The sequence below is a fragment of the Arthrobacter sp. AB6 genome (assembly GCF_031844545.1).
In the GTDB taxonomy this organism is placed as follows: Bacteria; Actinomycetota; Actinomycetes; order Actinomycetales; family Micrococcaceae; genus Arthrobacter.
In genome coordinates, this window is the sequence record NZ_JAUZVL010000037.1 from 1 (window position 1) to 21,860 (window position 21,860).

Below are 21,860 nucleotides of genomic sequence, written 5' to 3' on the forward strand. Positions count from 1 at the left end.
GCAGGATCGCCGTCATCGTCCCATGCCCATGACCCGTCGCCGCCAGCGACCCATACAAATCCACCCGCAACGACGCCACCCTGTCGAGATCGCCGGAGCTCTTCAGCTCCTCCGCAAACACAGCAGCAGCCCGCATCGGCCCCACAGTATGGGAACTCGAAGGACCGATCCCAATCGAAAAAAGATCAAAGACACCAACGGCCATGTGCAGGTTCCTATCTGGATGGAGAAGGGATGCGGATAACGTGCCCCTGTGGGACCGGTATCCGGAAGCGTGCGTCTAAGGGAGCGTCACGTCCGCCCAGCGGGCGTCTTCGCGACCGAGCACGCGGAGGATGCCGGTCCCACCGGGCCAAAGGTGACCACGGGGAGGCGCCCTACCTGGCGCGTTTGTAGAACGGCAGGTCGACGACTTCGAACGGCTCTGTCTTACCTCGCAGGTCGATATCCAGGGTGGTGCCAACAGTCGTGAACGCGACGTCCACGTAGGCCATGGCAATGGGGTACCCGAGGGTGGGTGAGGGCTGGCCTGAGGTGACTTCGCCTACTACGGCGCCGTACTTGAGGACCGGGTAGTGGGCCCGGCCTGCACGGCGGCCGAGTCCCTTGAGCCCGACCAGCCTTCGGCCGGCGGAGGCGCCGGCGGCCTTCTTCGCGGTGAGGGCCGCTTTTCCCACGAAGTCGCCTTCCTTGGACAGTGCGACGACGGGTCCCAGGCCTGCGGCGAAGGGATCGCCCTGCAGGGAGAGCTCATTCCCGTAGAGCGGCATGCCTGCCTCAAGCCGGAGTGAGTCGCGCGAGGCCAGCCCGGCGGGCGTCAGCTCCCCGTCCTCGGCAATGGCGATCAGTGCCTGCCACAGGCCGGTGGCGTCGTCGTTGGACACGAAGATCTCAAACCCGTCCTCGCCGGTGTAGCCGGTGCGTGCGAGCAGCAAATCCAGTCCGGCGCCGCCCACCAAGAACGGAACCTCGACGGCGGCATAGTACTTCAGTTCCGTCACCTGGCTGTGCTGGGCTGCGGGGACCAGTCGGAGCAGCAGTTCCTGCGCCGTGGGGCCTTGGACGGCGATCAGTGACGTGACGGCGGAGGCGTCATTCACCTCCACATCGAACCCGGCAGCCCGCTTGGAAAGCTCAGCAGCCACCACTGCGGCGTTGCCGGCGTTGGGGACCACCAGGAAGCGGTCGGAACTGCCGTCTGCGCTACCGGCGGTTGCGGGCCGGCGGTACGTAATGAGGTCGTCGATGATGCCGCCGTCCTCATTGCAGATCAGAGAGTACTTGGCCTTGCCCACCGGCATGGCGGAGATCTTTCCCACCAGCGCGTAGTCGAGGAAGGCGGCTGCGTCCCGCCCGGTCACCCAGACCTCACCCATATGGGAAAGGTCGAAGAGCCCTGCGGAATTGCGCACGGCGCGGTGTTCGGCGAGCTCGGAGCTGTACTTGAGCGGCATCTGCCAGCCGCCGAAGTCGGTGAAGGAGGCGCCCAGCTTTTTGTGCTCGTCGTAGAGGGCGGTGTGCTTCTCAGCCATGGAGCGTGTCCTTAGTTTTCGAACTCGGAAAGCGGCGGGCAGGCGCAGACCAGGTTCCGGTCCCCCGCTGCGCCGTCGATGCGGCCCACCGGCGGGAAGTACTTGTCCTGCTTAAGCGTTTTCACCGGGAACACGGCCTGCTCGCGGGGGTAGGCGCGATCCCAGTCGCTGTTGATCGCCGCGGCGGCGGTGTGCGGAGCGTTCCGGAGCGGGCTGTCAGCAACAGTGAAGTCACCGTTCGCCACCTGGTCGATTTCGGCGCGGATCGCGATCATGGCCTCGATGAAGCGGTCGATTTCCCCGATGTCCTCGGATTCCGTGGGTTCCACCATAAGCGTCCCCGCGACGGGGAAGGCCAGGGTGGGGGCGTGGAAACCATAGTCGATGAGCCGTTTGGCCACGTCCTCGGCCGTGACACCCGTGCGGGCGGTCAGTTCGCGCAGGTCCAGGATGCACTCGTGGGCCACAAGGCCGCCTTCGCCGGTGTAGAGGACCGGGAAGAAATCGTTAAGTCGGGCTGCGACGTAGTTCGCTGCCAGCAGCGCGGACTTGGTGGCCTCGGTGAGCCCCTTGCCGCCCATCAGCTTCACGTACGCCCAGGAAATGGGGAGCACGCCCGCGGAGCCGTACTTGGACGCCGAGATAGGCACGTCATTGCCTTCGGTCCAGGTGGCTGCGTTGCCGGGCATGAACGGTGCCAGGTGTGCCTTGGCAGCAACGGGACCGACGCCGGGTCCGCCGCCGCCGTGCGGGATGCAGAACGTTTTGTGCAGGTTCAGGTGCGACACGTCCCCGCCGAACCGGCCCGGCTGGGCCAAGCCCACCAGGGCGTTCAGGTTTGCACCGTCGATGTACACCTGGCCGCCCGCTGCGTGGATCGCGTCGCAGACTTCGCGGACGTCGGCGTCGTACACCCCGTGCGTGGACGGATAGGTGATCATGATGCAGGACAGCGCGTCCCTGTTCGCCTCGATCTTGGCGTACAGGTCGGTGTGGTCGATGGTTCCGTCCGGTGCCGTGGCCACCACAACCACCTTCATGCCCGCCAGGACAGCCGAAGCCGCATTCGTGCCGTGCGCCGAGGCCGGGATCAGGCAGACGTTGCGCTGCCGGTCGCCCCGCGAGTGGTGGTAGCCGCGGATCGCGAGGAGCCCGGCAAGTTCGCCCTGGGAGCCGGCGTTGGGCTGGATGGACACCTGGTCGTACCCGGTGATCTCGGTCAGCTGCGCCTCGAGGCCGGCAATCAGTTCGCGCCAGCCCTCCGTCTGGGAGTCCGGGGCGAAGGGGTGGATGGAGGCGAACTCGGGCCAGGAAATGGCCTCCATCTCGGCCGTGGCGTTCAGCTTCATGGTGCAGGAGCCCAGCGGGATCATGGTCCGGTCCAGCGCCAGGTCCCTATCCGAGAGCTTCCGGATGTAGCGCAGCAGCTGGGTTTCGGAGCGGTGGGTGTTGAATACCGGGTGCTGCAGGTACCCGGAGGAACGCTCGACGGCGGCGTCCAGCTGGAATGCTCCTTCGCCGTCCGCGGCGGCCGGGACGCCGAAGGCCTGCAGCACCCCGGCGGTAATTTCTGATGTTGTCGTTTCATCGGTGGAGAAGCCCACCGTGTCCGCGTCGATGCTGCGCAGGTTGATGCCCGTGGCTTCGGCGGCAGCGACGATCCCGGCAGCCTTGCCCGGCACGGAGACGGTGACGGTGTCGAAGAAGCTCGTGTGCAGCACGTCCAAACCGGCGGCCCTGAGGGACGCGGCCAGCATCTTTGCGTGGGAGTGCGCGGCCTGGGCGATCGCCTTCAGGCCCTCCGGGCCGTGGTACACGGCGTACATCGAGGCCACGATGGCCAGCAGCGCCTGGGCGGTGCAGATGTTGGACGTGGCCTTCTCGCGGCGGATGTGCTGCTCGCGGGTCTGGAGGGCCAGCCGGTAGGCGGGAAAGCCGGCGTTGTCCTTCGATACACCGACAAGGCGGCCCGGCATGGAGCGCTCGAGGCCCTTCTGCACAGCCATGTAGGCCGCGTGGGGGCCGCCGTAGAACAGCGGGACGCCGAAGCGCTGGGCCGAGCCGACGGCGATGTCCGCGCCCTGCTCGCCGGGAGGGGTGATGAGGGTGAGGGCCAGGAGGTCGGCGGCCACGGTAACCAGCGCGCCGCGGCTCTTGGCGTCGGCAATCACTGCGGCGTGGTCGAAGACGCGGCCGGAAGCGCCGGGCTGCTGCAGCACCACGCCATTGATGGCACCGTCGGGCAGGCCGCTGGAAAGGTCGGCCACTTCCACCTCGAAGCCGAGCGCTTCTGCCCTGCCCTTGACGATGGCGATGGTCTGCGGCAGGCAGTCCGCGTCAAGGACGGTCTTGCCGTCCCGGGCATCTGCGTTCTTATTGGCCCGGCGCATCATCAGCACTGCCTCGGCCACTGCGGTGGCTTCGTCCAGCAGGGATGCATTGGCGATGGGCAGAGCCACGAGGTCCTGGACCATGGTCTGGAAGTTCAGCAACGCTTCGAGGCGGCCCTGGGAAATCTCGGGCTGGTAGGGCGTGTACGCGGTGTACCAGGCAGGGCCCTCAAGGATGTTGCGGCGGATCACCGGCGGCGTCACGGTGTCGTAGTAGCCTTGGCCGATCATCTGCACGGCAGTCTTGTTCCTGGCGGCCAGCCGGCGCAGTTCAGCCAGCACCTCCACTTCGCTCAGGGCGGCCGACAGTTCCAGCGCGGAGTCCTGCCGGATGTCCTTGGGGACGGCGGCATCAACCAGCGCGTCCACGGTGTCGTAACCCACGGCCTTGAGCATGGTTTCGACGTCGGCCTGGCGCCTTGCGCCGATGTGCCGGTCAACAAAGGTGGCGGCAGAAGCGGGTTCGGCAGTTGCCTGGGTGGCAGTGGCCGGAACGGCGGAGGCCGGAGATACAGTCACGAGGAACTCCATAACTAAGGCGGCGCAGGGTACGCCACATCGATTCGGGTCCTCCCCGCTCTGTATCTGGACCTGAGAGTTTCCGCGTTGCCTGAACACGCGGGCACCGCTTGCACCGTCGGTGAGCACAACAGCCAAGATCCGGGGACCGGACCTCGAAGCGGACGCCGTGCTGCTTTCCAGAGGTGCCTCGCCGCGGCGGTACATGGGCCTGTGAGATTCCTGGGGAGGTATTGCTCCTACGGCGCCTGCTTGTACCTTCTGGCAGAACTCTCCCGCCGCAGATCAAAGGCTATTCATTTGGGTTGTCTTTGCGCACCGGTAACGGCCCGCACACAGCCCAATTCTCCTATGCCGCGGGCCCGGGGGCAAATGTCAGCCAGCCCCGCAGCCGCTCCAGAGATGGCACCGTGACCGCAGCCTGGGAACAGGCTGAAAACGGCGCCCGGCGCCGGACAGTACGCCCGGCGCCGGGTGCTTGGCCTGGGCCAGGCGTGGCTACTTGGAGTCGGGGGCAGTAACGCTCGCGGTGGGCTTCATGGTTTCGGCGTTGACCATCCAGGCGAACTGCTCCAGCTTGGCGATGAACTCGTGCAGCAGGTCCGCGGTGGTGGGATCCTCTTCATCCACCTCATCGTGAACCTTGCGCATGGTGCCAACGGCGGCCTCAAGGGCGGCCACGATCCGCTCGATCGCGTCCTTGGTGCTGATCAGGCCTTCCGGGAACTGGGCCAGGCTGGTGGACCCGGCCACGGTGGAGCTGCGGCCATCCGGCAGGGCGTGGAGGGCCCGCATCCGCTCGGCGGTGTCGTCGGCGAACTGGCGGGCAGCGTCAACGATCTCATCCAGTTGCAGGTGCAGGTCGCGGAAGTTGGTTCCCACAATGTTCCAGTGTGCCTGCTTGCCTTGGATGTGCAGTTCGATCAGGTCGGCGAGCACGGCCTGCAGGTTGTTGGTCAGTGTCGGTGAAGCTTTCATGCATCCTCCTCAATTGGTCCAGTAAGCCCGACGCTACCAGCACCAGCCGGCACGGCGGAGGGCCGGCAGGGAATTTCTCAGTGAGCTTACTAAATCCCTCACATCCGAAATAAAAGAACAGCGTTCATTATTTTCCTTGCTTCCAGGACCGTGTATCGACATACTAAATGAACGCCATTCATATAGTGACCGCCGTCTCAACTTCTCCAGAAAGTGGTGCCATGACCGAGACCATCCGCACCAGCACATCCGCCCATGGTTCCGGGAGTGCCTCGCCGGCAACCGCAGGCACCAGCCCCAAGGGACTGAAGGGCGGTCAGCTGGGACTCCTCGCCGTCGTCGTCCTGGGGATTTCCACCATCGCCCCGGCCTATACGCTGACCAGCGCCCTTGGCCCCACGGTCAATGAAGCCGGGCTCCAACTGCCCGTCATCTTCCTGATCGGTTTCATCCCCATGATCCTGGTCTCCCTCGCCTACCGGGAACTCAACGCCGATTCCCCGGACAGCGGCACCACCTTCACCTGGGTTACCAAGGCCTTCGGCCCGTGGGTTGGCTGGATGGGCGGGTGGGGCCTGCTGGCGGCCAACATCATTGTGCTCTCCAACCTCGCGGGAGTCGCCGTCGACTTCTTCTATCTTTTCCTTTCGCAGCTGACGGGCTCGCCGGAGCTCGCCGGGCTGGCGGCAAACAAGGCAGTGAACGTGCTGACCTGCTTTGTGTTTGTGGCCCTGGCCGTCTGGGTCAGCTACCGCGGCCTCCACACCACCAAGCTGGTGCAGTACTGCCTGGTGGGATTCCAGCTGGTTGTCCTGGGCCTCTTTGTTGGCATGGCCTTTGCCAACTGGTCAGCCTCTGACACTGCCATCCCGTTCAGCTGGGAGTGGTTCGACGTCACCAGGATCGAGACCTTCGGGCAGATCGCTGCAGGCATCTCACTGTCCATTTTTGTGTACTGGGGCTGGGACGTCTGCCTGACCGTCAATGAGGAAACGTCCAACGGCAAGAGGACGGCGGGCCTGGCCGGGACCCTGACTGCCGTGATCGTCCTGGCGATCTACCTGACGGTGAGCATCGCCACCATGATGTTCGCCGGTGTCGGTGATACCGGCAACGGCCTGAACAACACCGAGATCCACGAAAACATCTTCACGGCACTGGCCTCCCCCATCATGGGTCCGTTCGCCATCCTCATGTCCATGGCGGTACTGTCCAGCTCTGCCGCGTCCCTTCAGTCCACGTTCATGTCGCCGTCCCGCAGCCTGCTGGCCATGGGGTACTACGGTGCGCTTCCGGAGCCGTTCAGCAGGGTCAGCAGGAAGTTTGCGACGCCGGGCTTCGCCACGGTTGCCGCCGGCATCATGTCCGCGGGCTTCTACGCCGTGATGCACGTGGTCAGCGAGAACGTCCTCAATGACACCATCCTGGCGCTCGGGCTGATGATCTGCTTCTACTACGGCCTCACCGCCCTGGCCTGCGCCTGGTACTTCCGCCACAGTGTCTTCAGCAGCCTGCGCCACTTCCTCCTCCGCCTGGTGTGCCCGGTGCTGGGCGGCGTGGGCCTGTTCGTGGTGTTCCTGCAGACCGCCGTGGACAGCTGGGCGCCCGAGTTCGGCAGCGGCTCCGAAGTGTTCGGGGTGGGCCTGGTCTTTGTCCTGGGCGTCGGCATCCTGGCCTCCGGCGCCGTGGTCATGCTCATCATGGCCAGGGTCCGCCCCGGCTTCTTCCGCGGCGGGACGCTTAGGCGCGATACCCCTGCGCTTGTGGTCCCGGAGTAAGGTCCGGAGGCCGTTACCGCGGACGAAAAAAGGTGCCGTTCCGCGCATAACGGGGGAACGGCACCTTCGGTGTTGATCGGCTGGCTGCTTACTGCCCGCCGTCACCAGTAATGCGCTACGTCAACCACCAGGCGCGACCCGGAGCCCGGCCCGTCCAGGGTGAAGACCCGGAACGGCAGGCGGGCCCGTACGCCCAGTCCGATGCTGGTGTAGCCCTCGTAGCTGCCGGCAAAAACCACTTGGCGGAAGGTCTGGTAGCGGGCAACGTTGGAGAGTTCAGCCTGGTCGGACGGGGTGTAGGTGGAGTTGTAGTCGCCGTCGTAGGCGGGCGCGTTCACTGTCACCTGCAGCCGCGCGTTTCCCCGGACGGGGATGGCGAAGCCGGACCCGTCCTGGACTATCTGGGGAACGTACCGCACGGTATAACCCGCAACGGCGCCGTGGAGGTCCACCACCATCCTGTCGAAGCAGTAGTGCTGCCCGGTCCGGACGTTGGTGACGGTGGCGGTGCTCATGCTTTGGTCGGCCTTGGCCAAAGACCCCCATACGAGCCCGCAATAGGATGTGGAAGCGGAGGCGGGCCCCGGGACCACGATTCCCAGCCCGGCCGCCAGGAGGATGGCAGCCAGCCAGGTGTAGAACTTTTTCATTTTGGAGCCACCCATGTTGTGGAGCGAATGGATAGCTCAAGCGTAGGAGCCTTTGCGGCGGGAAACGAGGCTTGTTGCCGCTTCGCCACGTAACCGTTAACCCGCCGCACCCTGCATCACGCCCATGTATAGCAGGGGCCGAAACAGGGCCCATGCGGGTCCGTTTGGAACCCGTTCCGTGTTCTTTTGGCAGTGTTCCGGCACCTTGCCGTTACCGGGATAACGACGGCGGCAGGAGACAGGACGCGCCGGTCACCCGAGGGGGTGGCCGGCGCCGGGCAATCAGGAGGGGTCAGCCTTCGCAGTCGCGGCAGTACTTCATGCCGTTCTTTTCCCGGGCAACCTGGGAGCGGTGGCGGACAAGGAAGCATGACGAACAGGTGAACTCATCGGACTGCTCGGGAACAACAATGACCGTCAGTTCCTCGTTGGAAAGATCCGCACCCGGCAGGTCAATGCCCTCGGCGGTATCGTTCTCATCGACGTCAATGACCGCGGTCTGGGCGTTGCCGCCGCGCGAGGCCTGGAGGGCCTCCAGCGAGTCAGCCGGAGATTCTTCTTCCTGCTTGCGTGGGGCATCGTAATCGGTAGCCATAGCGTGTTCACTTTCGTTGCTGCGCAGCACCATTTCAGGCACCTCAGTGAAGCAGTTTAGGGCATTATCCCGTTACCGGCGCAATACTGTGCTCAACCAGACATTTCTGCGCGCTTCGCCAGGGATTCCCCATGGCTCCGCCGGGCGTGATCTCCCCCAACAGCCACTCCGCTCAACGCCGGAAGCCATCCCCAGCGCGCGGCGTCAGCCATGGCATCGGCCGCCTGCCCGCCCGTCTCGTAGGCAAACGTGCTAATGAGCCAGGTGCGGAGCCGGAGGAGGATGTCTGCGAGCATGCCTGAAACCTACGCAGGGATTGTTGTGCCCGTGTTTCACCGCGGTCTCGCTGGCGTTAATCCGTAGCGGATTCCGTTGGCACCGTTCTACGCTGGAAACCCTCCGACCGGCTGCGGCCGGAGCCCCGCTCTGGAAGGACGCAGGATGGCAGTAAGGCTGAACCGGAAGGCACTCTCACACGCCCGCAAGCTCATTGAGGCAGGAAAGGTCCAGCGCGATGTCCGGGATGACTGGAGTGAACACGCGCCCTCCACAGAGCAGGAGAACTCGTTCATCGACAAGCACGGTTTCGGGACCTTCGCAGACTGGCACCTTGGCCGGGATGATGACAAGTCGGAGGGGGCTAAAGGCAGCGTGAGCTTCCCGTTCGGGGACTTCAACAAAGTCCACCGCTGCGCTGTCATCTCGCTGGAAAGCAGGGCGGCGCAGCACGGGCATGAGGACATTAGGGACGCGGCGAAAAAGCTGCTCGAACTGATGGACTCGGACTGAGGAAATTTTCCACCGTACCGTGGCGCTGCTAGGGCGTTGCCCGCGTTGTGTCCGAGGCCGTGTCCGCCTGCGAGCGCTGCCGACGGCTGAGCAGGATAAAGGGGGCGGCAATCAGTTGCACTGCCCCGCCCACGGCCAGTGAAGCCGGGTAGCCGTAGAGGTCCGCGGCCCGGCCCAGCATCGGCTGCACCACCACTCCCCCGGCCGAGCCCATCAGGGAATCGAAGCTCAGCACTGTGGCGCGCTGCTTCGAGGCAATCATGTCGTTCAGGTACGCCTGCCTAACGGGGGTGCCGGCCGAGGACACCACGGCCCAGAGTGCCAGGAGCACCAACGCCAGCCAGAAGGCGCTGGTGAACATGAGCACCACCAGGATGAGTGCACTGGCCACGTTGGTGGCGATCAGCACGCTGGTCCGCCGCTTGACCAGCCTCCGGATGCGGGGCGCCATCCATCCGCCGACGACGTCGGCTCCTGCCACGAGGGCCGCAGCCAGGCCTGCTATGGCGTAGGCGCGCGGGTCTCCGAAGAGCTGAAGCAGGTAGGGCTGCAGGGCATAGAAAACGTAGATGCCCACTCCTTCGGTGAAGGGTGCGGCCAGCATGATGAAGCGGACGGGCGGGTTCTTCAGCCCGTTGTCCACCGAGGCCCGCAAGACTGCCCGGGTGGCCCGCAGCGGGTGGGCCGAACGCTCAGGTGTGAAGCCGACGTCATGCATGAGCAGGAAGGCCACGGCAAACATGGCACCGAGCACGCCCACCCGGACGAGGAACGGAACACCGAGGTTGGTGGCCTGCGCAATGACCCCGCCTGCCACGGAACCCGCCAGCATGGCAACGCCGGAGACCATCTGCCCCCGGCCAAGCACCGTTTCCAGCCCGCCTTCGTAGCCGGAGAAACGCAGGGCGTCCACCAGCCAGGCCTCCACTGCGCCGGAGAAGAAAGTGAAGCCCAGGCCCAGCAGGACCGAGACGGCGGCCCACCACCAGAACGGGGCCGAAAACTGCCACAGGAGGAAGTACAGGAAGGTGGACCCGGCCAGCGTGAGGGTGCCCAGCAGGAACGAAACCCGGCGGCCCCAGCTGTCCGCCACCACTCCGGTGGGCACCTCGAACAGCACCATGCCGGCGGTGAAGAATGCATTCGCGGCAAAGGCCTCCAGGTTGCTCAGCCCCGCATCCAGCAAAAAGAGCGTGTTGATGCCCCAGATGAACGAGGCCGCCAAAGTGTTTCCCAGGGTAAGCGTCAGATAGACGCGCTGGATCTTCCTGGCTGCGTCGTTCATGGCAGGTGCGGCTACGGGGTGCTGAAGCTGGCGGGTACCGGATCATGCCGGAGGTACCGGCGGCGGAACCGCCCGGATCCCGCGGTGAGGGCCCGCAAATCCACGGCGTACCGCAGCAGTTCCTGGTCCGGGACCTCAGCGCTGATTTCAGTCAGGCCGTCACCTGAGGAGGTGGTTCCGGTGAGCCTGCCGCGGCGGGCGGACAGATCGCTCATCACGGATCCCACGTGCTCGTCCGTCACAGTGATGACCACCGATGACACCGGCTCCAGGAGTTGGATCCGCCCTGCTGCGGCCGCCTCGCGCAACGCCAGCGCCCCGGCCGCCTGGAATGCGGCATCGGAAGAATCAACGCTGTGCGCTTTGCCTCCCGTGAGCGTCACCCGCAGGTCCACCACGGGGAAGCCCGCGCTGACACCCTTTTCCATCTGGGCGCGGACGCCCTTCTCCACGGACGGGATGAACGTCCCCGGGATCACGCCGCCCACCGTCTTGTCCACGAATTCGAAGCCACCGCCGCGGGGCAGGGGTTCCACGTCGATGTCGCAGACGGCATATTGCCCGTGGCCGCCGGACTGCTTGACGTGCCGCCCATGGCCGGCGGCGGCGGCCGCAAATGTTTCACGCAAGGGCGTCACCACTTCCACCGTATGCAGCTTCACGCCCTGGTCCCGCAACCTGTCCAGCACCACCTCGGCGTGGGCCTCCCCCATGCACCAAAGGACAAGCTGATGCGTTTCCTGGTTCCGTTCCACCCGCAAGGTGGGATCGCCGGCGGCGATCTTCCCGAGGCTGCGCGCCAGGGCGTCCTCGTCACTTCGCGAATCAGCCTCCACGGCCACGGGCAGCAGCGGCTCGGGCATCTCCCAGGTGGCCAGCAGCAGCGGCTGGTCCCGGCCGGAAATGGTGTCTCCGGTTTCGGCGCTTCCCAGTTTCGCCACCGCGCAGATGTCCCCCGCCACGCAATGCGGGACAGGCCGCAGCGAGGCACCCAGCGGTGAGTAGAGGTGCGTAACGCGCTCGTCCGTGTCGTGGTCCTGGTGCCCGCGGTCGGCCAGGCCCTGGCCGGTGACGTGCACCGGGGCGTCCTCCCGGAGCGTGCCGGAGAAAACCCGGACCAGGCAGATCCGCCCCAGGAACGGGTCGATGGAGGTGCGGACCACCTCTGCCGCCAACTGGCCCCCGGGGTCGCAGGACAGGGGGCCGGCAGGCGCGCCCGCCAGATCCGTCACCTCAGGCACCCGGCCGTCCGACGGAGGCGGGAAGGCCCGGACCAGGACCTCCACCAGTTCCGCGGTCCCCAGTCCGGTGACGGCCGACGTGGACAGGACGGGGAAGAAGGACCCGCGCTCGACAGCGGTTTCCAGGTCGGCGACGAGGACGTCGGTTTCGATGTCTTCGCCTGCCAGGTAGCGGTCCATCAGGGTCTCGTCTTCGCTCTCGCCGATGATCCCCTCGATGAGGTCCCCCCTGGCGGCACCGTGGGCCGCCAGTTCGTCCGCATTCGCTGTTCGCGTCGTTGCGGACGGCTCTCCGGACGAGTAATCGCTGACCGTCCCGGACAGCAGGCCCAGCAGGCCGGTAACCTCAGCGCCCGCCCGCACCGGAACGTAAAGCGGAAGGACGCCCTCGCCGAAGGACTTCCGGCAGGCGGCCAGGACGCCGTCGTAATCTGCCCGCGGGTGGTCCATGCGGGTGATGGCGACAGCGCGGGGCAGGCGCATGTGCTCGCATTCATCCCACAGCGCCGTGGTGGTGGCGTCGATCCCGTCTACAGCGGACACCACGAACAGGGCGGCGTCCGCGGCGCGGAGTCCTGCACGGAGTTCGCCGATGAAATCCGGGTAGCCCGGGGTGTCCAGGAGGTTCACTTTGATGCCGTCAACCAGCAGCGGCACCAGAGACAGGGTCACTGAGCGCTGCTGGTGCACCGCAGCGGGGTCCGAATCACTGACGGTGGTCCCGTCCGGAATGGATCCTTTGCGGGTGATCATGCCGTTGGCAGCGAGCAGCGCCTCGATCAGCATGGTCTTTCCGGCACCTGAATGGCCTACGAGCGCCACGTTCCGGATTTTGGCGGGCTCCTCGGCTGCGATTCCGGCGGAGGCATCCGCGCGTCGGGACTCGGGTCCGTTCCTTCCGGCCGCTGTCCTGGCTGAGTCCTTGGTGCCTCTGACCGACATGGGAACCTCCTGGCGCCTTCGCCATCCAACCGGGCTGAACGTGTCCTCTGATTCGACACCCTGCAGGGGCTGTACGGCAAGGGCAGGCAGAAGGGAAATTACGAGCCGCGGGCCTTCCTGGTAGCCGTATCATTGGCCTTCTGGATGGCTTTGACCAGTTGGTCCTTATCCATCTTGGAACGGCCGTCGATGTGCAACTCCCGCGCGAGCTTGTAGAGATGTTCCTTCGAGGCGTTCGCGTTCACGCCGCCCGCGCTGGGCTCGGAGGACCGCACGCCCCCTTCGGCCCGTTTGTCCGAGGGGCCGCGTTTTTCCTTCGGCTCCCAGTGGTCGCCCACCTTCTCGTAGCTGTGCTTCAGCGAGGCGTAGGCCGCCCGGGCGGCCCGCTGCTCGTCGTGGTCGTAGCTCTCGAGGGCTGAATCGTAGGTTTTGGCGAACGTGTCCTGGGCCTTCCGCCCGGAGCGCTGCAGTGTCGAGGGAAGCTCGTCCTTGCGGGCGTGGCCGTTCTTTCCGGTCTTGGGCATGGCACCCACACTCCTTTTATCAGCAGGCTGACGATCCGGATAAGACCAGCTTAGCCGTGCCGGGAGGAGAAGGTAGTGGAGCCCCCTGTCGGATTCGAACCGACGACCCCCGCTTTACAAGAGCGGTGCTCTGGCCAACTGAGCTAAGGAGGCGCGCCCCTGCGGGCTCGCGCCTGAACGGCGCTAGATAAGGTTAGCCCAAGTGGCGCCGGTGGTAAAAACGCCGGCGCCAAGGCACGAACCGGCCTTAAAGTATGGCGGCCCGTTCCGGGAAGAATCCGGAACGGGCCGCCGACGTTGCCGTGGGACTTTTAGGCCTTGGCGTCGATTGCCGCCTGGATCTCGGCGTTCAGGTCCGAAGCGCCGTCCCACTTCTTGCCGTCGATGAAGATGGTGGGCGTACCCGTGATGCCGGTGTTTGCAGCAAGTTCGGTGGAGTATTTGACGTAAGGGCGGAAAGTCTTGTCGTCCACGCAGCTGTTAATGTCGGCGCCTACGTCGCTGGCCAGGGACTTCAGCTTGTCATCTGACAGGCCTGCTCCGCCTTCGGCGGGCTGGTTGTCGAAGAGGATGTTGACATAGTCCGCGTACTTCTCGGGGGCCTTGTCTGCAACGCACGCGGCGGCGTTAGCCGAACGTGAGGAGTAGTTGGTGCTGGACTGGCGGTCCAGGAAGCCCAGCGGCCGGTACTCCATGCTGATCTTGCCTTCATTGCGGAGGCTGGTCAGGGCCTCGTTGTAGGTTTGTTCGAACCGCAGGCAGGCCGGGCAGATGAAGTCGATGTACGCAATAACCTTGACGGGCTGTCCCGCTTCGGCCTCTGCCCCCGGCGCCACCACGGGGTTGGGCTGCGTTTCAGGCTTGGCCGGAAGATTAGCCATGTCCACCGTGGCCGGGTCCGCCTTCTTCACTTCGGAGTTGGCCAGCAGGGTCACGCCGCCGTTGACGTTGGCATGGGCCGGTACGGGCCCTTGGTCGGCGATGGGCGTGTTCTGCCTGATGCTGGTGGTCACCACCAGCGCAACGACAGCCAGGATGGCGACGACGGCGGCCACGATGCCCCAGCCTATGAGCAGCTTGTTGCGCTTGTCCTTCTTCAGCTGCGCTTCACGGATCTGGCGGGCCTTTTCCCGCGCCTCCGCGGTTCGCTCAGCCTTGGACTTACGTACTTCGTTTGCGGGGCTCATGTGTTCCTTGGGTCGGTTGACGTGGGGGGACCACTTCGTGGCAACTCCTACATTTTAGGGGAGAAAGCTGGGAGCTTGCGCTTTCAACTAATCGCCGGGTTGACCAACGGACGAATAGCACGGAAGATTCCGTCCCGTTAGGGTGGGCTGAGAGGCACAAGCAACCCCAGGGGGCCGCAATGCAAACACCCGTCCAGGAAAAACCTTCCGCAACATCTACGTCCGGCGCTGCCGGATCCGGCCACGGCGGAGCGACGAAATACGACTTCATGGTGGTGTCGAACAGGCTGCCAGTGGACCGTTGCGCACCCGGTGAAAGCGGGGACGACGGCTCCGGCTGGCGCCGGTCCCCGGGCGGGCTGGTGACAGCACTGGCCCCCATGATGACCAAGACCGACGGCGCCTGGGTAGGGTGGCACGGCGCCCCCGACGAGACGGTCAAACCCTTTAGCCACGGCGGCATGGACCTGGTCCCGGTCCAGCTCAGCACCGACGAGGTGGAGCTGTATTACGAGGGGTTTTCGAACGCCACCCTCTGGCCGCTGTACCACGATGTCATCGCCCCGCCGGAGTTCCACCGCACGTGGTGGGACGCCTACCGCAAGGTCAACAGAAGATTCGCCGACGCCGTGGTGCGCCATGCGGATCACGGCGCCACCGTGTGGGTGCAGGACTACCAGCTCCAGCTGGTGCCGCGCCTGCTGCGTGAAGCGCGGCCGGACCTCCGGATCGGGTTCTTCAACCACATCCCGTTCCCGCCGCCGGAGATCTTTGCCCAGCTGCCGTGGCGCCAGGCCATCATTGACGGGCTCCTCGGCGCCGACCTGGTGGGCTTCCAGCGGCCCAGCGATGCCGGAAACTTCATGCGCTCCGCACGCCGCTTCCTCGGCGCCAGCGTTAAGCAGCAGCAGGTCCATGTAAAGGGCCAGGACGGCGACGTGACGCACATTGCCCGGGCACAGGCGTTTCCCATCTCCATCGACGTCCGGCAGATCACCGAGCTGGCCTCCAACCCGGACATCATTGAACGGGCCCGCCAGATCCGGCAGGACCTCGGGAACCCCAAGACCATCCTGCTGGGCGTCGACCGCCTGGACTACACCAAAGGCATCCGGCACCGGCTGAAGGCCTTTGAGGAGCTCCTGGCTGACGGCAAGCTTTCCGTTGGCGACGCCACCCTGATCCAGGTGGCCAGTCCCAGCCGCGAACGCGTTGAGCAGTACCGCCTCCTGCGCGAGGAGGTGGAGGGCACCGTGGGCCATATCAACGGCACGTACGACACCATCGAGAACACGGCCGTACGCTACCTGCACCACAGCTATCCGGTGGAGGAGATGGTGGCGCTGTACCTCGCCGCCGACGTCATGCTGGTGACGGCCCTCCGCGACGGCATGAACCTTGTGGCCAAGGAATACGTGACGGCGCGCACCAACAACGACGGCGCCCTGGTCCTCAGCGAGTTCGCCGGCGCAGCCGACCAGCTCAAGCAGGCACTGCTGATTAATCCGCATGACATTGACGGCCTCAAAGGCGCCATCATGCGTGCCGTGGACTTGGAGCCGCGGGACGCGTCGCGGCGGATGCGGGCCATGCGCAAGCAGATCCTCGAGCATGACGTGGACCACTGGTCCGCCGACTTCCTGCGCGCGCTCAACGAAAAGGTGGTCCGCGATGACTCATGATGCCCGCCACGCCAAGGACCGGCTTTCGCTGTCCCCTGAGCTCCGGGAAGCCATCCGGCGGATCGCCGGGACCGAGCACCTGCTCGTGGCCATGGACTTCGACGGCACAATGGCGCCCATCGTCGGCCGCGCCGACGACGCCCGGCCGCTGCCCCGCTCGGCGGCCGCCTTCGCCGGGCTCGCCGTGCTTCCACGGACGACGACGGCACTCATCTCCGGCCGCGCCCTCGCCAGCCTGCGCGCCGTCGCCTCCCCTCCGGTGGACACGCTCCTCATCGGCAGCCACGGCGCCGAGGCATGGCTGGGTCCGGGATCCACCGGGCTCACGCTCGATGAAGGGCAAAAGGCCCTCCTCGCCGAGGTGCGCACCGTCCTGGAAGACATCGTCAGGGAAGCTCCGGGCACCACGCTCGAGGACAAGCCGGCAGGGGTGGTCCTCCACACCCGCCTCGCCGCCGATGACGTCGCCGAGGACGCCGTGGCCGCTGCCCGCTCCCTGCTGCAGGACCGGAAGGGGGTGTTCCTCAAGGACGGTAAACGGGTCCTTGAGACCTCAGTGGTCAACGCATCCAAGGGCGAGGGCGTCACCTTCCTGCGGCAGGTCACCGGCGCTACCGGTGTCCTGTTCGCCGGCGACGACACCACGGACGAAGACGCCCTGGCGCGCCTGGAACCGGGGGACGTGGGCGTCAAGGTGGGCCTTGACTTCACCCAGGCCGAATACCGCGTAGAGGCTCCGGTGCATATTGCCGAACTGCTGGAGGTGCTCCTCCAAGAGCGGAGCATCGCCGTAGCAGAGGAGGATCCCGCAGCTGCGCAGGGGTAGGTGCCCCCGGGCATGCGCAAGCTCACGTGTGACTTCCGTAACATTTGCAACCATTGTCGAAACATCTGACATACTCTTGCATGTGATGTGGCGCACAAGAACCGTGCGGCGTCACTCGGCGCTCCTCGGCCTCGGCATGGGAGCGTCAGCAGCACAAAACTGAACAAACATGAACCATTCACAACGGATCGTCCGGCACGTACCTGCCGGTGAAGGGATTGATAACTGTGGCTACAGTTACTTTTGATAACGCTACGCGTCTGTACCCGGGCACAGATAAGCCCGCGGTCGATAAGCTCAACATCGACATCGCCGATGGCGAATTCCTGGTCCTCGTTGGGCCCTCCGGTTGCGGCAAGTCCACCTCCCTGCGCATGCTCGCAGGCCTTGAGGACGTCAACGCCGGCCGGATCCTGATCGGTGACCGCGACGTCACCGACGTTCCCCCGAAGGACCGCGACATCGCGATGGTTTTCCAGAACTACGCGCTGTACCCGCACATGACTGTGGCCGACAACATGGGCTTCGCCCTGAAGATCGCAGGCGTTTCCAAGGAAGAGCGTGCCGAGCGTGTCCGCGAAGCCGCCAAGCTCCTTGACCTTGAGCAGTACCTGGACCGCAAGCCGAAGGCCCTCTCCGGCGGTCAGCGCCAGCGCGTCGCCATGGGCCGAGCCATTGTGCGTAACCCCCAGGTCTTCCTCATGGATGAGCCGCTGTCCAACCTCGACGCCAAGCTCCGCGTGCAGACCCGTACGCAGATCGCATCCCTGACCCGCCGCCTCGGCGTCACCACCGTGTACGTGACGCACGACCAGGTCGAGGCCATGACCATGGGCGACCGCGTTGCCGTGCTGAAGGATGGCCTGCTGCAGCAGGTTGACACCCCGCGCAACCTGTACGACCGTCCCAAGAACGTCTTCGTTGCCGGCTTCATCGGCTCCCCTGCCATGAACCTGCTGGAACTGCCCGTGGTCGATGGCGGCGTGCAGTTCGGCGGCACCGTCTACCCCGTGCCGCGCGACGTCCTCGAGGAAGCGCACGGCTCCACCGTTACCCTTGGAAGCCGGCCGGAAGACCTGGAAACCGCGCCGCAGGGTGAAGGCCTGAAGGTTGAGGTGGACGTCGTCGAAGAACTCGGCGCCGACGCCTACGTTTACGGCCACACCACGCTTGACGGCAAGGACCACGACATCGTGGCACGTGTCGACGGCCGCCGCCCCCCGATGAAGGGCGAGGTCATCTACGTCCGTCCGCAGTCGGGCCACGTGCACCTGTTCGACACCAAGACCGGCCTGCGCCTCGGCGACTGATTCCCAGCAAAAGCCAAACCGACGGCGGCCCGCACCTTTACGCAATGGTGCGGGCCGCCGTCGGCCTTTTAACTGAGGCCCGGGAGAATTTAGCGGGCCGCCCCGATGTACGGAAGAATTGAGCCATGACCGAGGAATACAGCGCCCAGTGGCACGACGAACCCACCGACTATGGGCAGATCGGGAAGCTGCCGCGGTTTGTGGCCGCAAGTGCTGACGACGGCAAGGCAGCCTCGGTCTCCAGCTCGCTGAACATCACGGCGGCGGCCGCGGACCCCGAGCTCCTGGACCTGCCGTGGCATATTGCCCTCGAAGACTGGCCCGCAGAGAACCTGGCAGCGCTGCCGCGCGGCATCTCCCGCCACATTGTGCGCTTCGCCCATCTTGGCGGCTCCGTCATCGCGATCAAGGAAACGTCGGAGCACGTGGCCCGGCACGAGTACCACATGCTCCGCAAGCTGGCCCGGCTGGATGTCCCCTGCGTTGAACCGGTGGCGGTGATTACCGGCCGCACCACCCTGGACGGGCGTACGCTGAACCCGGTGCTGGTCACCCGGCACCTGAAGTTTTCCATGCCGTACCGCGCCCTGTTCTCCCAAATGCTCCGCAAGGACACACTGACGCGCCTTATCGACGCCCAGGCGCTGCTGCTGGTGAGGCTCCACCTCATCGGCTTCTACTGGGGCGATGTGTCCCTTTCCAATACGCTCTTCAGGCGCGACGCCGGGGCATTTGCCGCCTACCTGGTGGACGCGGAGACCGGCGAGCTCTACCCGGACCTGTCCACGGGCCAGCGCGAATATGACCTCGAGATCGCCCGGGTCAATATTGCGGGCGAGCTGATGGACCTTCTCGACGGCGGGCTGATCGAGGAAAAAGTGGACCCGGTGGCAACCAGCGAGCTGATCATGGACAGCTACCGCCGCCTGTGGCAGGAGCTTACGGAAAAGGAGTCCTTCGAACTGGGTGAGCGCTGGCGGGTCAGCGCCCGGATCCGCAGGCTCAACGAACTCGGCTTCGACGTCGAGGAATACGCCATCAAGACCACCCAGAACGGCACCACCATCCAACTGCAGCCCAAGGTGGTGGACGCGGGGCACCACCAGCGGCGGTTGCTGAGGCTTACGGGCATCGACGCCCAGGAGAACCAGGCCCGCCGGCTCCTCAATGACATGGACTCCTTCCGCGCTGACAACAACCCGGACATGGACGAGGAATACAGCGCCCACCTCTGGGTCAGCCAGATCTTCGAGCCGATCGTCAGGTCCATTCCACGGGACCTTTCCGGCAAGCTCGAACCCGCCGAAGTGGTGCACGAAGTCCTGGAACACCGCTGGTACATGTCCGAAAAGCAGGAACGGCATATCCCGCTGGCGGAGGCTGTGCAGTCCTACATCGACTCAATCCTGCGGCACCGCCGGGATGAGGCCGCCATCATGCTGAATCCGGACACGGAACTGTTGAAGATCCTCGAAGTGGAAACCGAGGAGTCGCGCTACGGCGAAGACGAGTCAATCGACGAGTACCCGGACTCGGACGACTGACCCGCACGCCAAACCCTAGATAGCCTTTCCCGGGTTGAGGATGCCCGCAGGATCGAACAGGTCCTTGATCCGGCGCTGGAGTTCCCGGACCGGCTCGGCCTGTTCCTGGCCCAGCCAGCGCAGCTTGTACTGGCCCACTCCGTGCTCGCCCGTAATGGTTCCGCCCATTGCAAGCGCGGCCGTGATGGACTCGTCCAGGACCCGTTGCAGCCTGTCCATGGCACCGGCGTCCGGATTGTTGCCCGCACGGTCGATCCAGAAGGTGGGGTGCAGGTTTCCGTCGCCGGCATGCGCCACCACCTTGAGGTGTACTGCGTGGTCCACGGCCATCGCTTCCAGGGCAGCAACGTAATCCACCAGCCGGGAACGGGGAACGGCGACGTCCTCGCCCACGCGGTATTCGTCGTCGACCTCCACTCCCCTGCTGTGCCGGCGAAGCTCCACCAACCGCTCCGCCTCCGCGCTGGCCTCGGTGGTGACGGCTGCACCCCCGGCCAAGAGGACCTCCCGCACTACCTGGGCCTCCGCCGCTGCCCCGAACCCGTCCGTCTGGATCAGGAGCAGAGACCGGCCCCGGGCGGTGAGGTCAGAGCCATGGATGTCATCGAGCTGGGCCAGCGTGCCGCCGTCAAGCAGTTCCATGATGGCGGGCTGCACGCGTGCCTTGCCGACCGCCAGTACGCCAGCGGCAGCCTGCCGGAAGTCCGGATAGAACGCCGCAACCGTGTGTACCTCCTGGGGCAGGTACTTCAGGCGGACCGTGATGCCGACGACGATTCCGAGCGTGCCCTCTGATCCCACGAACAGGCTGGTGAGGTCGTAGCCGGCCACGCCCTTGAACGTCTGGTGGCCGGTACGGATAAGCGACCCGTCAGCCAGCACCACGTCCAGCGCGAGAACCGAGTCCCTGGTTACTCCGTACTTTGCACACCGCAGCCCGCCGGCATTCGTGGCAACGTTCCCGCCGATGGTGGAGCTGCGGAAGCTGGCTGGATCCGGCGCATACATGAGCCCATGCTGGGCAGCAGCCTCGTTAAGGACGGCGTTCACCACACCGGGCTCCACCACTGCCGTTTCGTCATCAGGATTAAGGGCAAGGATGCGGTCCATGCGCTCAAGGGAAAGAATGATGCAGTTTTCCGTGGCGTGGGCACCGCCGGAGACACCCGTCCCTGCGCCGCGGGCCACGAGGGCGACGCTGCTGCCGGCGCAGGCGCGAACGACGGCCTGGACATCTGCCACCGTCTCCGGAAAGACAACCGCCAACGGCAGCTGGAAGTCGATGACGGGGGCCTGGTCCACGGCGTACGTGCGGAGGGCGGCCTCGCCCACCTCTATCTGACCGGGCGCAAGGATGGCTTCCAGCTCGTCAACTATGCTTCCCACGAAGCCTCCATCCGTCATCGCACGTGTTCCCCCAGTCTAGGCGTGCAGGGCGGTGCCTGGTCCTAGGAGGCCGGTGTGCCTGGAGCACCCATGAAACGAGCGTACCGGGCAAGGATCCCGGGCCAGTCGCTTGCGTACTTCGCCCTGGTGCCGGCCGGGTCCTCGGCCCCTTCCCATCCCTCATGGAACACCCGGACCTCGGTGCCGTCCGCGACGGCACGGAAGGCGACGAGGAGTTCGGTGGACCACAGCGCTGTGGTGCCGGGATGCCACGTGGCGTGGAATGACAATGGCGGCTGCCAGTCATCAAGGGTTCCCCAGATGGTAGTCCGGCCGTCGTCCGCCGTCTCCAGGATGAGGTTCTCCTCGAATTCCACGTAGGAGCCCGCACCGTACACGCCGTGCGATTCCAGGGGCCACCACAAGTGGGTGTGGTCCGTAAAGCCCGCGAAGGCGTGGGCAACGCTTCCCGGAACTATCACCGTGTTCACCACGGGGTCCAGTGGCTCAGGGGCCGCTTCGTCGTCGTTCCCGGAGGGTTCCTGCGCGTGGCTGAAGAGGCTGTTCATGGTGCCCAACTTTACCGGCTGGCCGGCCTCCCACGCCGCCGCCCAGCGGTGGGTGGGTGGGGTGTTGGTGGTTGTAGCCGGTGGTTAAAGCAGCAGGGCCCTGACGTTGTTGTCAGGGCCCTGCTTCAATGTA

Annotated in this window: 19 protein-coding genes, 1 tRNA gene and 1 riboswitch; of the genes, 6 read left to right on the plus strand and 14 right to left on the minus strand. The window is 65.4% G+C overall.

Features of this window, described 5'->3' with window-relative positions; translation table 11 throughout:
• The 4 genes from Q9R30_RS18965 to Q9R30_RS18980 form a co-directional block, all read right to left on the minus strand.
• Positions 1-205, minus strand: a 205-nt coding sequence (locus Q9R30_RS18965; protein WP_311218552.1) for a serine dehydratase beta chain, incomplete at its 3' end; no start/stop codon positions are given.
• 172 nt (positions 206-377) lie between these two features.
• Positions 378-1,532, minus strand: coding sequence for a glycine cleavage system aminomethyltransferase GcvT (gene gcvT, locus Q9R30_RS18970; RefSeq protein WP_311218553.1), 1,155 nt, complete (start codon positions 1,530-1,532; stop codon positions 378-380).
• A gap of 11 nt (positions 1,533-1,543) precedes the next feature.
• On the minus strand, positions 1,544-4,453 hold the full coding sequence (gene gcvP / locus Q9R30_RS18975; RefSeq protein WP_311218554.1) for an aminomethyl-transferring glycine dehydrogenase: 2,910 nt from the start codon (positions 4,451-4,453) through the stop codon (positions 1,544-1,546).
• Positions 4,454-4,630: 177 nt separating this feature from the next.
• Positions 4,631-4,729, minus strand: a riboswitch (glycine riboswitch).
• Positions 4,730-4,939: 210 nt separating this feature from the next.
• The gene (locus tag Q9R30_RS18980) at positions 4,940-5,419 is read right to left on the minus strand and encodes a Dps family protein (RefSeq protein ID WP_104996866.1); all 480 of its coding nucleotides are present in this window, start codon (positions 5,417-5,419) and stop codon (positions 4,940-4,942) included.
• Between the two features lie 221 nt (positions 5,420-5,640).
• Here Q9R30_RS18980 and Q9R30_RS18985 point away from each other — a divergent pair, with 221 nt between their 5' ends.
• Complete coding sequence (locus Q9R30_RS18985) at positions 5,641-7,197, plus strand: APC family permease (RefSeq protein WP_311218555.1); 1,557 nt, start codon at positions 5,641-5,643, stop codon at positions 7,195-7,197.
• A 101-nt stretch (positions 7,198-7,298) separates the two neighbouring features.
• Here the strand turns inward: Q9R30_RS18985 and Q9R30_RS18990 are convergent, their stop codons facing one another.
• The 3 genes from Q9R30_RS18990 to Q9R30_RS19000 all read right to left on the minus strand — a co-directional run bounded on the left by Q9R30_RS18990 (position 7,299) and on the right by Q9R30_RS19000 (position 8,738).
• Positions 7,299-7,847, minus strand: a complete 549-nt coding sequence (locus Q9R30_RS18990; RefSeq protein ID WP_104996864.1) for a hypothetical protein — start codon at positions 7,845-7,847, stop codon at positions 7,299-7,301.
• A gap of 292 nt (positions 7,848-8,139) precedes the next feature.
• A complete protein-coding gene (locus Q9R30_RS18995; protein ID WP_066280293.1) occupies positions 8,140-8,442 on the minus strand; it encodes a DUF4193 domain-containing protein in 303 nt (100 codons plus the stop codon).
• A gap of 92 nt (positions 8,443-8,534) precedes the next feature.
• On the minus strand, positions 8,535-8,738 hold the full coding sequence (locus Q9R30_RS19000; protein ID WP_104996863.1) for a hypothetical protein: 204 nt from the start codon (positions 8,736-8,738) through the stop codon (positions 8,535-8,537).
• Between the two features lie 145 nt (positions 8,739-8,883).
• Between Q9R30_RS19000 and Q9R30_RS19005 the strand changes: the two genes are divergently transcribed.
• Positions 8,884-9,231, plus strand: a complete 348-nt coding sequence (locus Q9R30_RS19005) for a hypothetical protein (protein ID WP_311218556.1) — start codon at positions 8,884-8,886, stop codon at positions 9,229-9,231.
• Positions 9,232-9,259: 28 nt separating this feature from the next.
• Here Q9R30_RS19005 and Q9R30_RS19010 read toward each other — a convergent pair whose 3' ends face one another.
• The 5 genes from Q9R30_RS19010 to Q9R30_RS19030 all read right to left on the minus strand — a co-directional run bounded on the left by Q9R30_RS19010 (position 9,260) and on the right by Q9R30_RS19030 (position 14,410).
• Positions 9,260-10,516, minus strand: a complete 1,257-nt coding sequence (locus Q9R30_RS19010; RefSeq protein WP_311218557.1) for an MFS transporter — start codon at positions 10,514-10,516, stop codon at positions 9,260-9,262.
• A gap of 11 nt (positions 10,517-10,527) precedes the next feature.
• Positions 10,528-12,699: an elongation factor G-like protein EF-G2 gene (locus Q9R30_RS19015; protein ID WP_311218558.1), complete on the minus strand. Its 2,172-nt coding sequence runs from the start codon at positions 12,697-12,699 to the stop codon at positions 10,528-10,530.
• A gap of 98 nt (positions 12,700-12,797) precedes the next feature.
• Positions 12,798-13,223 carry a ChaB family protein gene (locus Q9R30_RS19020; RefSeq protein ID WP_104996859.1) on the minus strand — a complete coding sequence of 142 codons (426 nt, stop codon included), beginning with the start codon at positions 13,221-13,223 and terminating at the stop codon, positions 12,798-12,800.
• Between the two features lie 76 nt (positions 13,224-13,299).
• Positions 13,300-13,376 (minus strand) — tRNA-Thr (locus tag Q9R30_RS19025).
• A 158-nt stretch (positions 13,377-13,534) separates the two neighbouring features.
• Positions 13,535-14,410 (minus strand): thioredoxin domain-containing protein, encoded by an 876-nt coding sequence (locus Q9R30_RS19030; RefSeq protein ID WP_104996840.1) that lies wholly within the window; start codon positions 14,408-14,410, stop codon positions 13,535-13,537.
• A 179-nt stretch (positions 14,411-14,589) separates the two neighbouring features.
• Between Q9R30_RS19030 and Q9R30_RS19035 the strand changes: the two genes are divergently transcribed.
• The 4 genes from Q9R30_RS19035 (at position 14,590) to Q9R30_RS19050 (ending at position 19,772) form a co-directional block, all read left to right on the plus strand.
• Positions 14,590-16,092, plus strand: coding sequence for a trehalose-6-phosphate synthase (locus Q9R30_RS19035; RefSeq protein ID WP_104996839.1), 1,503 nt, complete (start codon positions 14,590-14,592; stop codon positions 16,090-16,092).
• Positions 16,082-16,918 carry a trehalose-phosphatase gene (gene otsB, locus Q9R30_RS19040; RefSeq protein WP_311218559.1) on the plus strand — a complete coding sequence of 279 codons (837 nt, stop codon included), beginning with the start codon at positions 16,082-16,084 and terminating at the stop codon, positions 16,916-16,918. The genes Q9R30_RS19035 and otsB overlap by 11 nt, the downstream gene beginning before the upstream one ends.
• 227 nt (positions 16,919-17,145) lie before the next feature.
• Positions 17,146-18,228: an ABC transporter ATP-binding protein gene (locus tag Q9R30_RS19045; protein WP_018762103.1), complete on the plus strand. Its 1,083-nt coding sequence runs from the start codon at positions 17,146-17,148 to the stop codon at positions 18,226-18,228.
• A 125-nt stretch (positions 18,229-18,353) separates the two neighbouring features.
• A complete protein-coding gene (locus Q9R30_RS19050) occupies positions 18,354-19,772 on the plus strand; it encodes a DUF4032 domain-containing protein (RefSeq protein WP_311218560.1) in 1,419 nt (472 codons plus the stop codon).
• 15 nt (positions 19,773-19,787) lie between these two features.
• Here Q9R30_RS19050 and Q9R30_RS19055 read toward each other — a convergent pair whose 3' ends face one another.
• Both Q9R30_RS19055 and Q9R30_RS19060 read right to left on the minus strand, forming a co-directional pair.
• The gene (locus tag Q9R30_RS19055) at positions 19,788-21,158 is read right to left on the minus strand and encodes an FAD-binding oxidoreductase (RefSeq protein ID WP_396136750.1); all 1,371 of its coding nucleotides are present in this window, start codon (positions 21,156-21,158) and stop codon (positions 19,788-19,790) included.
• 62 nt (positions 21,159-21,220) lie between these two features.
• Entirely contained in the window at positions 21,221-21,727 is a 507-nt protein-coding gene (locus Q9R30_RS19060) for a hypothetical protein (RefSeq protein ID WP_311218562.1), read from the minus strand.
• Between the last annotated feature and the right edge of the window lie 133 nt (positions 21,728-21,860).

Bases quoted from the DNA above. Each gene is read 5' to 3' on its own strand.
- gcvT (WP_311218553.1), bottom strand. From the start codon at position 1,532: ATGGCTGAGAAGCACACCGCCCTCTACGACGAGCACAAAAAGCTGGGC.
- gcvP (WP_311218554.1), bottom strand. From the start codon at position 4,453: ATGGAGTTCCTCGTGACTGTATCTCCGGCCTCCGCCGTTCCGGCCACT.
- Q9R30_RS18980 (WP_104996866.1), bottom strand. From the start codon at position 5,419: ATGAAAGCTTCACCGACACTGACCAACAACCTGCAGGCCGTGCTCGCC.
- Q9R30_RS18985 (WP_311218555.1), top strand. From the start codon at position 5,641: ATGACCGAGACCATCCGCACCAGCACATCCGCCCATGGTTCCGGGAGT.
- Q9R30_RS18990 (WP_104996864.1), bottom strand. From the start codon at position 7,847: ATGAAAAAGTTCTACACCTGGCTGGCTGCCATCCTCCTGGCGGCCGGG.
- Q9R30_RS18995 (WP_066280293.1), bottom strand. From the start codon at position 8,442: ATGGCTACCGATTACGATGCCCCACGCAAGCAGGAAGAAGAATCTCCG.
- Q9R30_RS19000 (WP_104996863.1), bottom strand. From the start codon at position 8,738: ATGCTCGCAGACATCCTCCTCCGGCTCCGCACCTGGCTCATTAGCACG.
- Q9R30_RS19005 (WP_311218556.1), top strand. From the start codon at position 8,884: ATGGCAGTAAGGCTGAACCGGAAGGCACTCTCACACGCCCGCAAGCTC.
- Q9R30_RS19010 (WP_311218557.1), bottom strand. From the start codon at position 10,516: ATGAACGACGCAGCCAGGAAGATCCAGCGCGTCTATCTGACGCTTACC.
- Q9R30_RS19015 (WP_311218558.1), bottom strand. From the start codon at position 12,699: ATGTCGGTCAGAGGCACCAAGGACTCAGCCAGGACAGCGGCCGGAAGG.
- Q9R30_RS19020 (WP_104996859.1), bottom strand. From the start codon at position 13,223: ATGCCCAAGACCGGAAAGAACGGCCACGCCCGCAAGGACGAGCTTCCC.
- Q9R30_RS19030 (WP_104996840.1), bottom strand. From the start codon at position 14,410: ATGAGCCCCGCAAACGAAGTACGTAAGTCCAAGGCTGAGCGAACCGCG.
- Q9R30_RS19035 (WP_104996839.1), top strand. From the start codon at position 14,590: ATGCAAACACCCGTCCAGGAAAAACCTTCCGCAACATCTACGTCCGGC.
- otsB (WP_311218559.1), top strand. From the start codon at position 16,082: ATGACTCATGATGCCCGCCACGCCAAGGACCGGCTTTCGCTGTCCCCT.
- Q9R30_RS19050 (WP_311218560.1), top strand. From the start codon at position 18,354: ATGACCGAGGAATACAGCGCCCAGTGGCACGACGAACCCACCGACTAT.
- Q9R30_RS19060 (WP_311218562.1), bottom strand. From the start codon at position 21,727: ATGAACAGCCTCTTCAGCCACGCGCAGGAACCCTCCGGGAACGACGAC.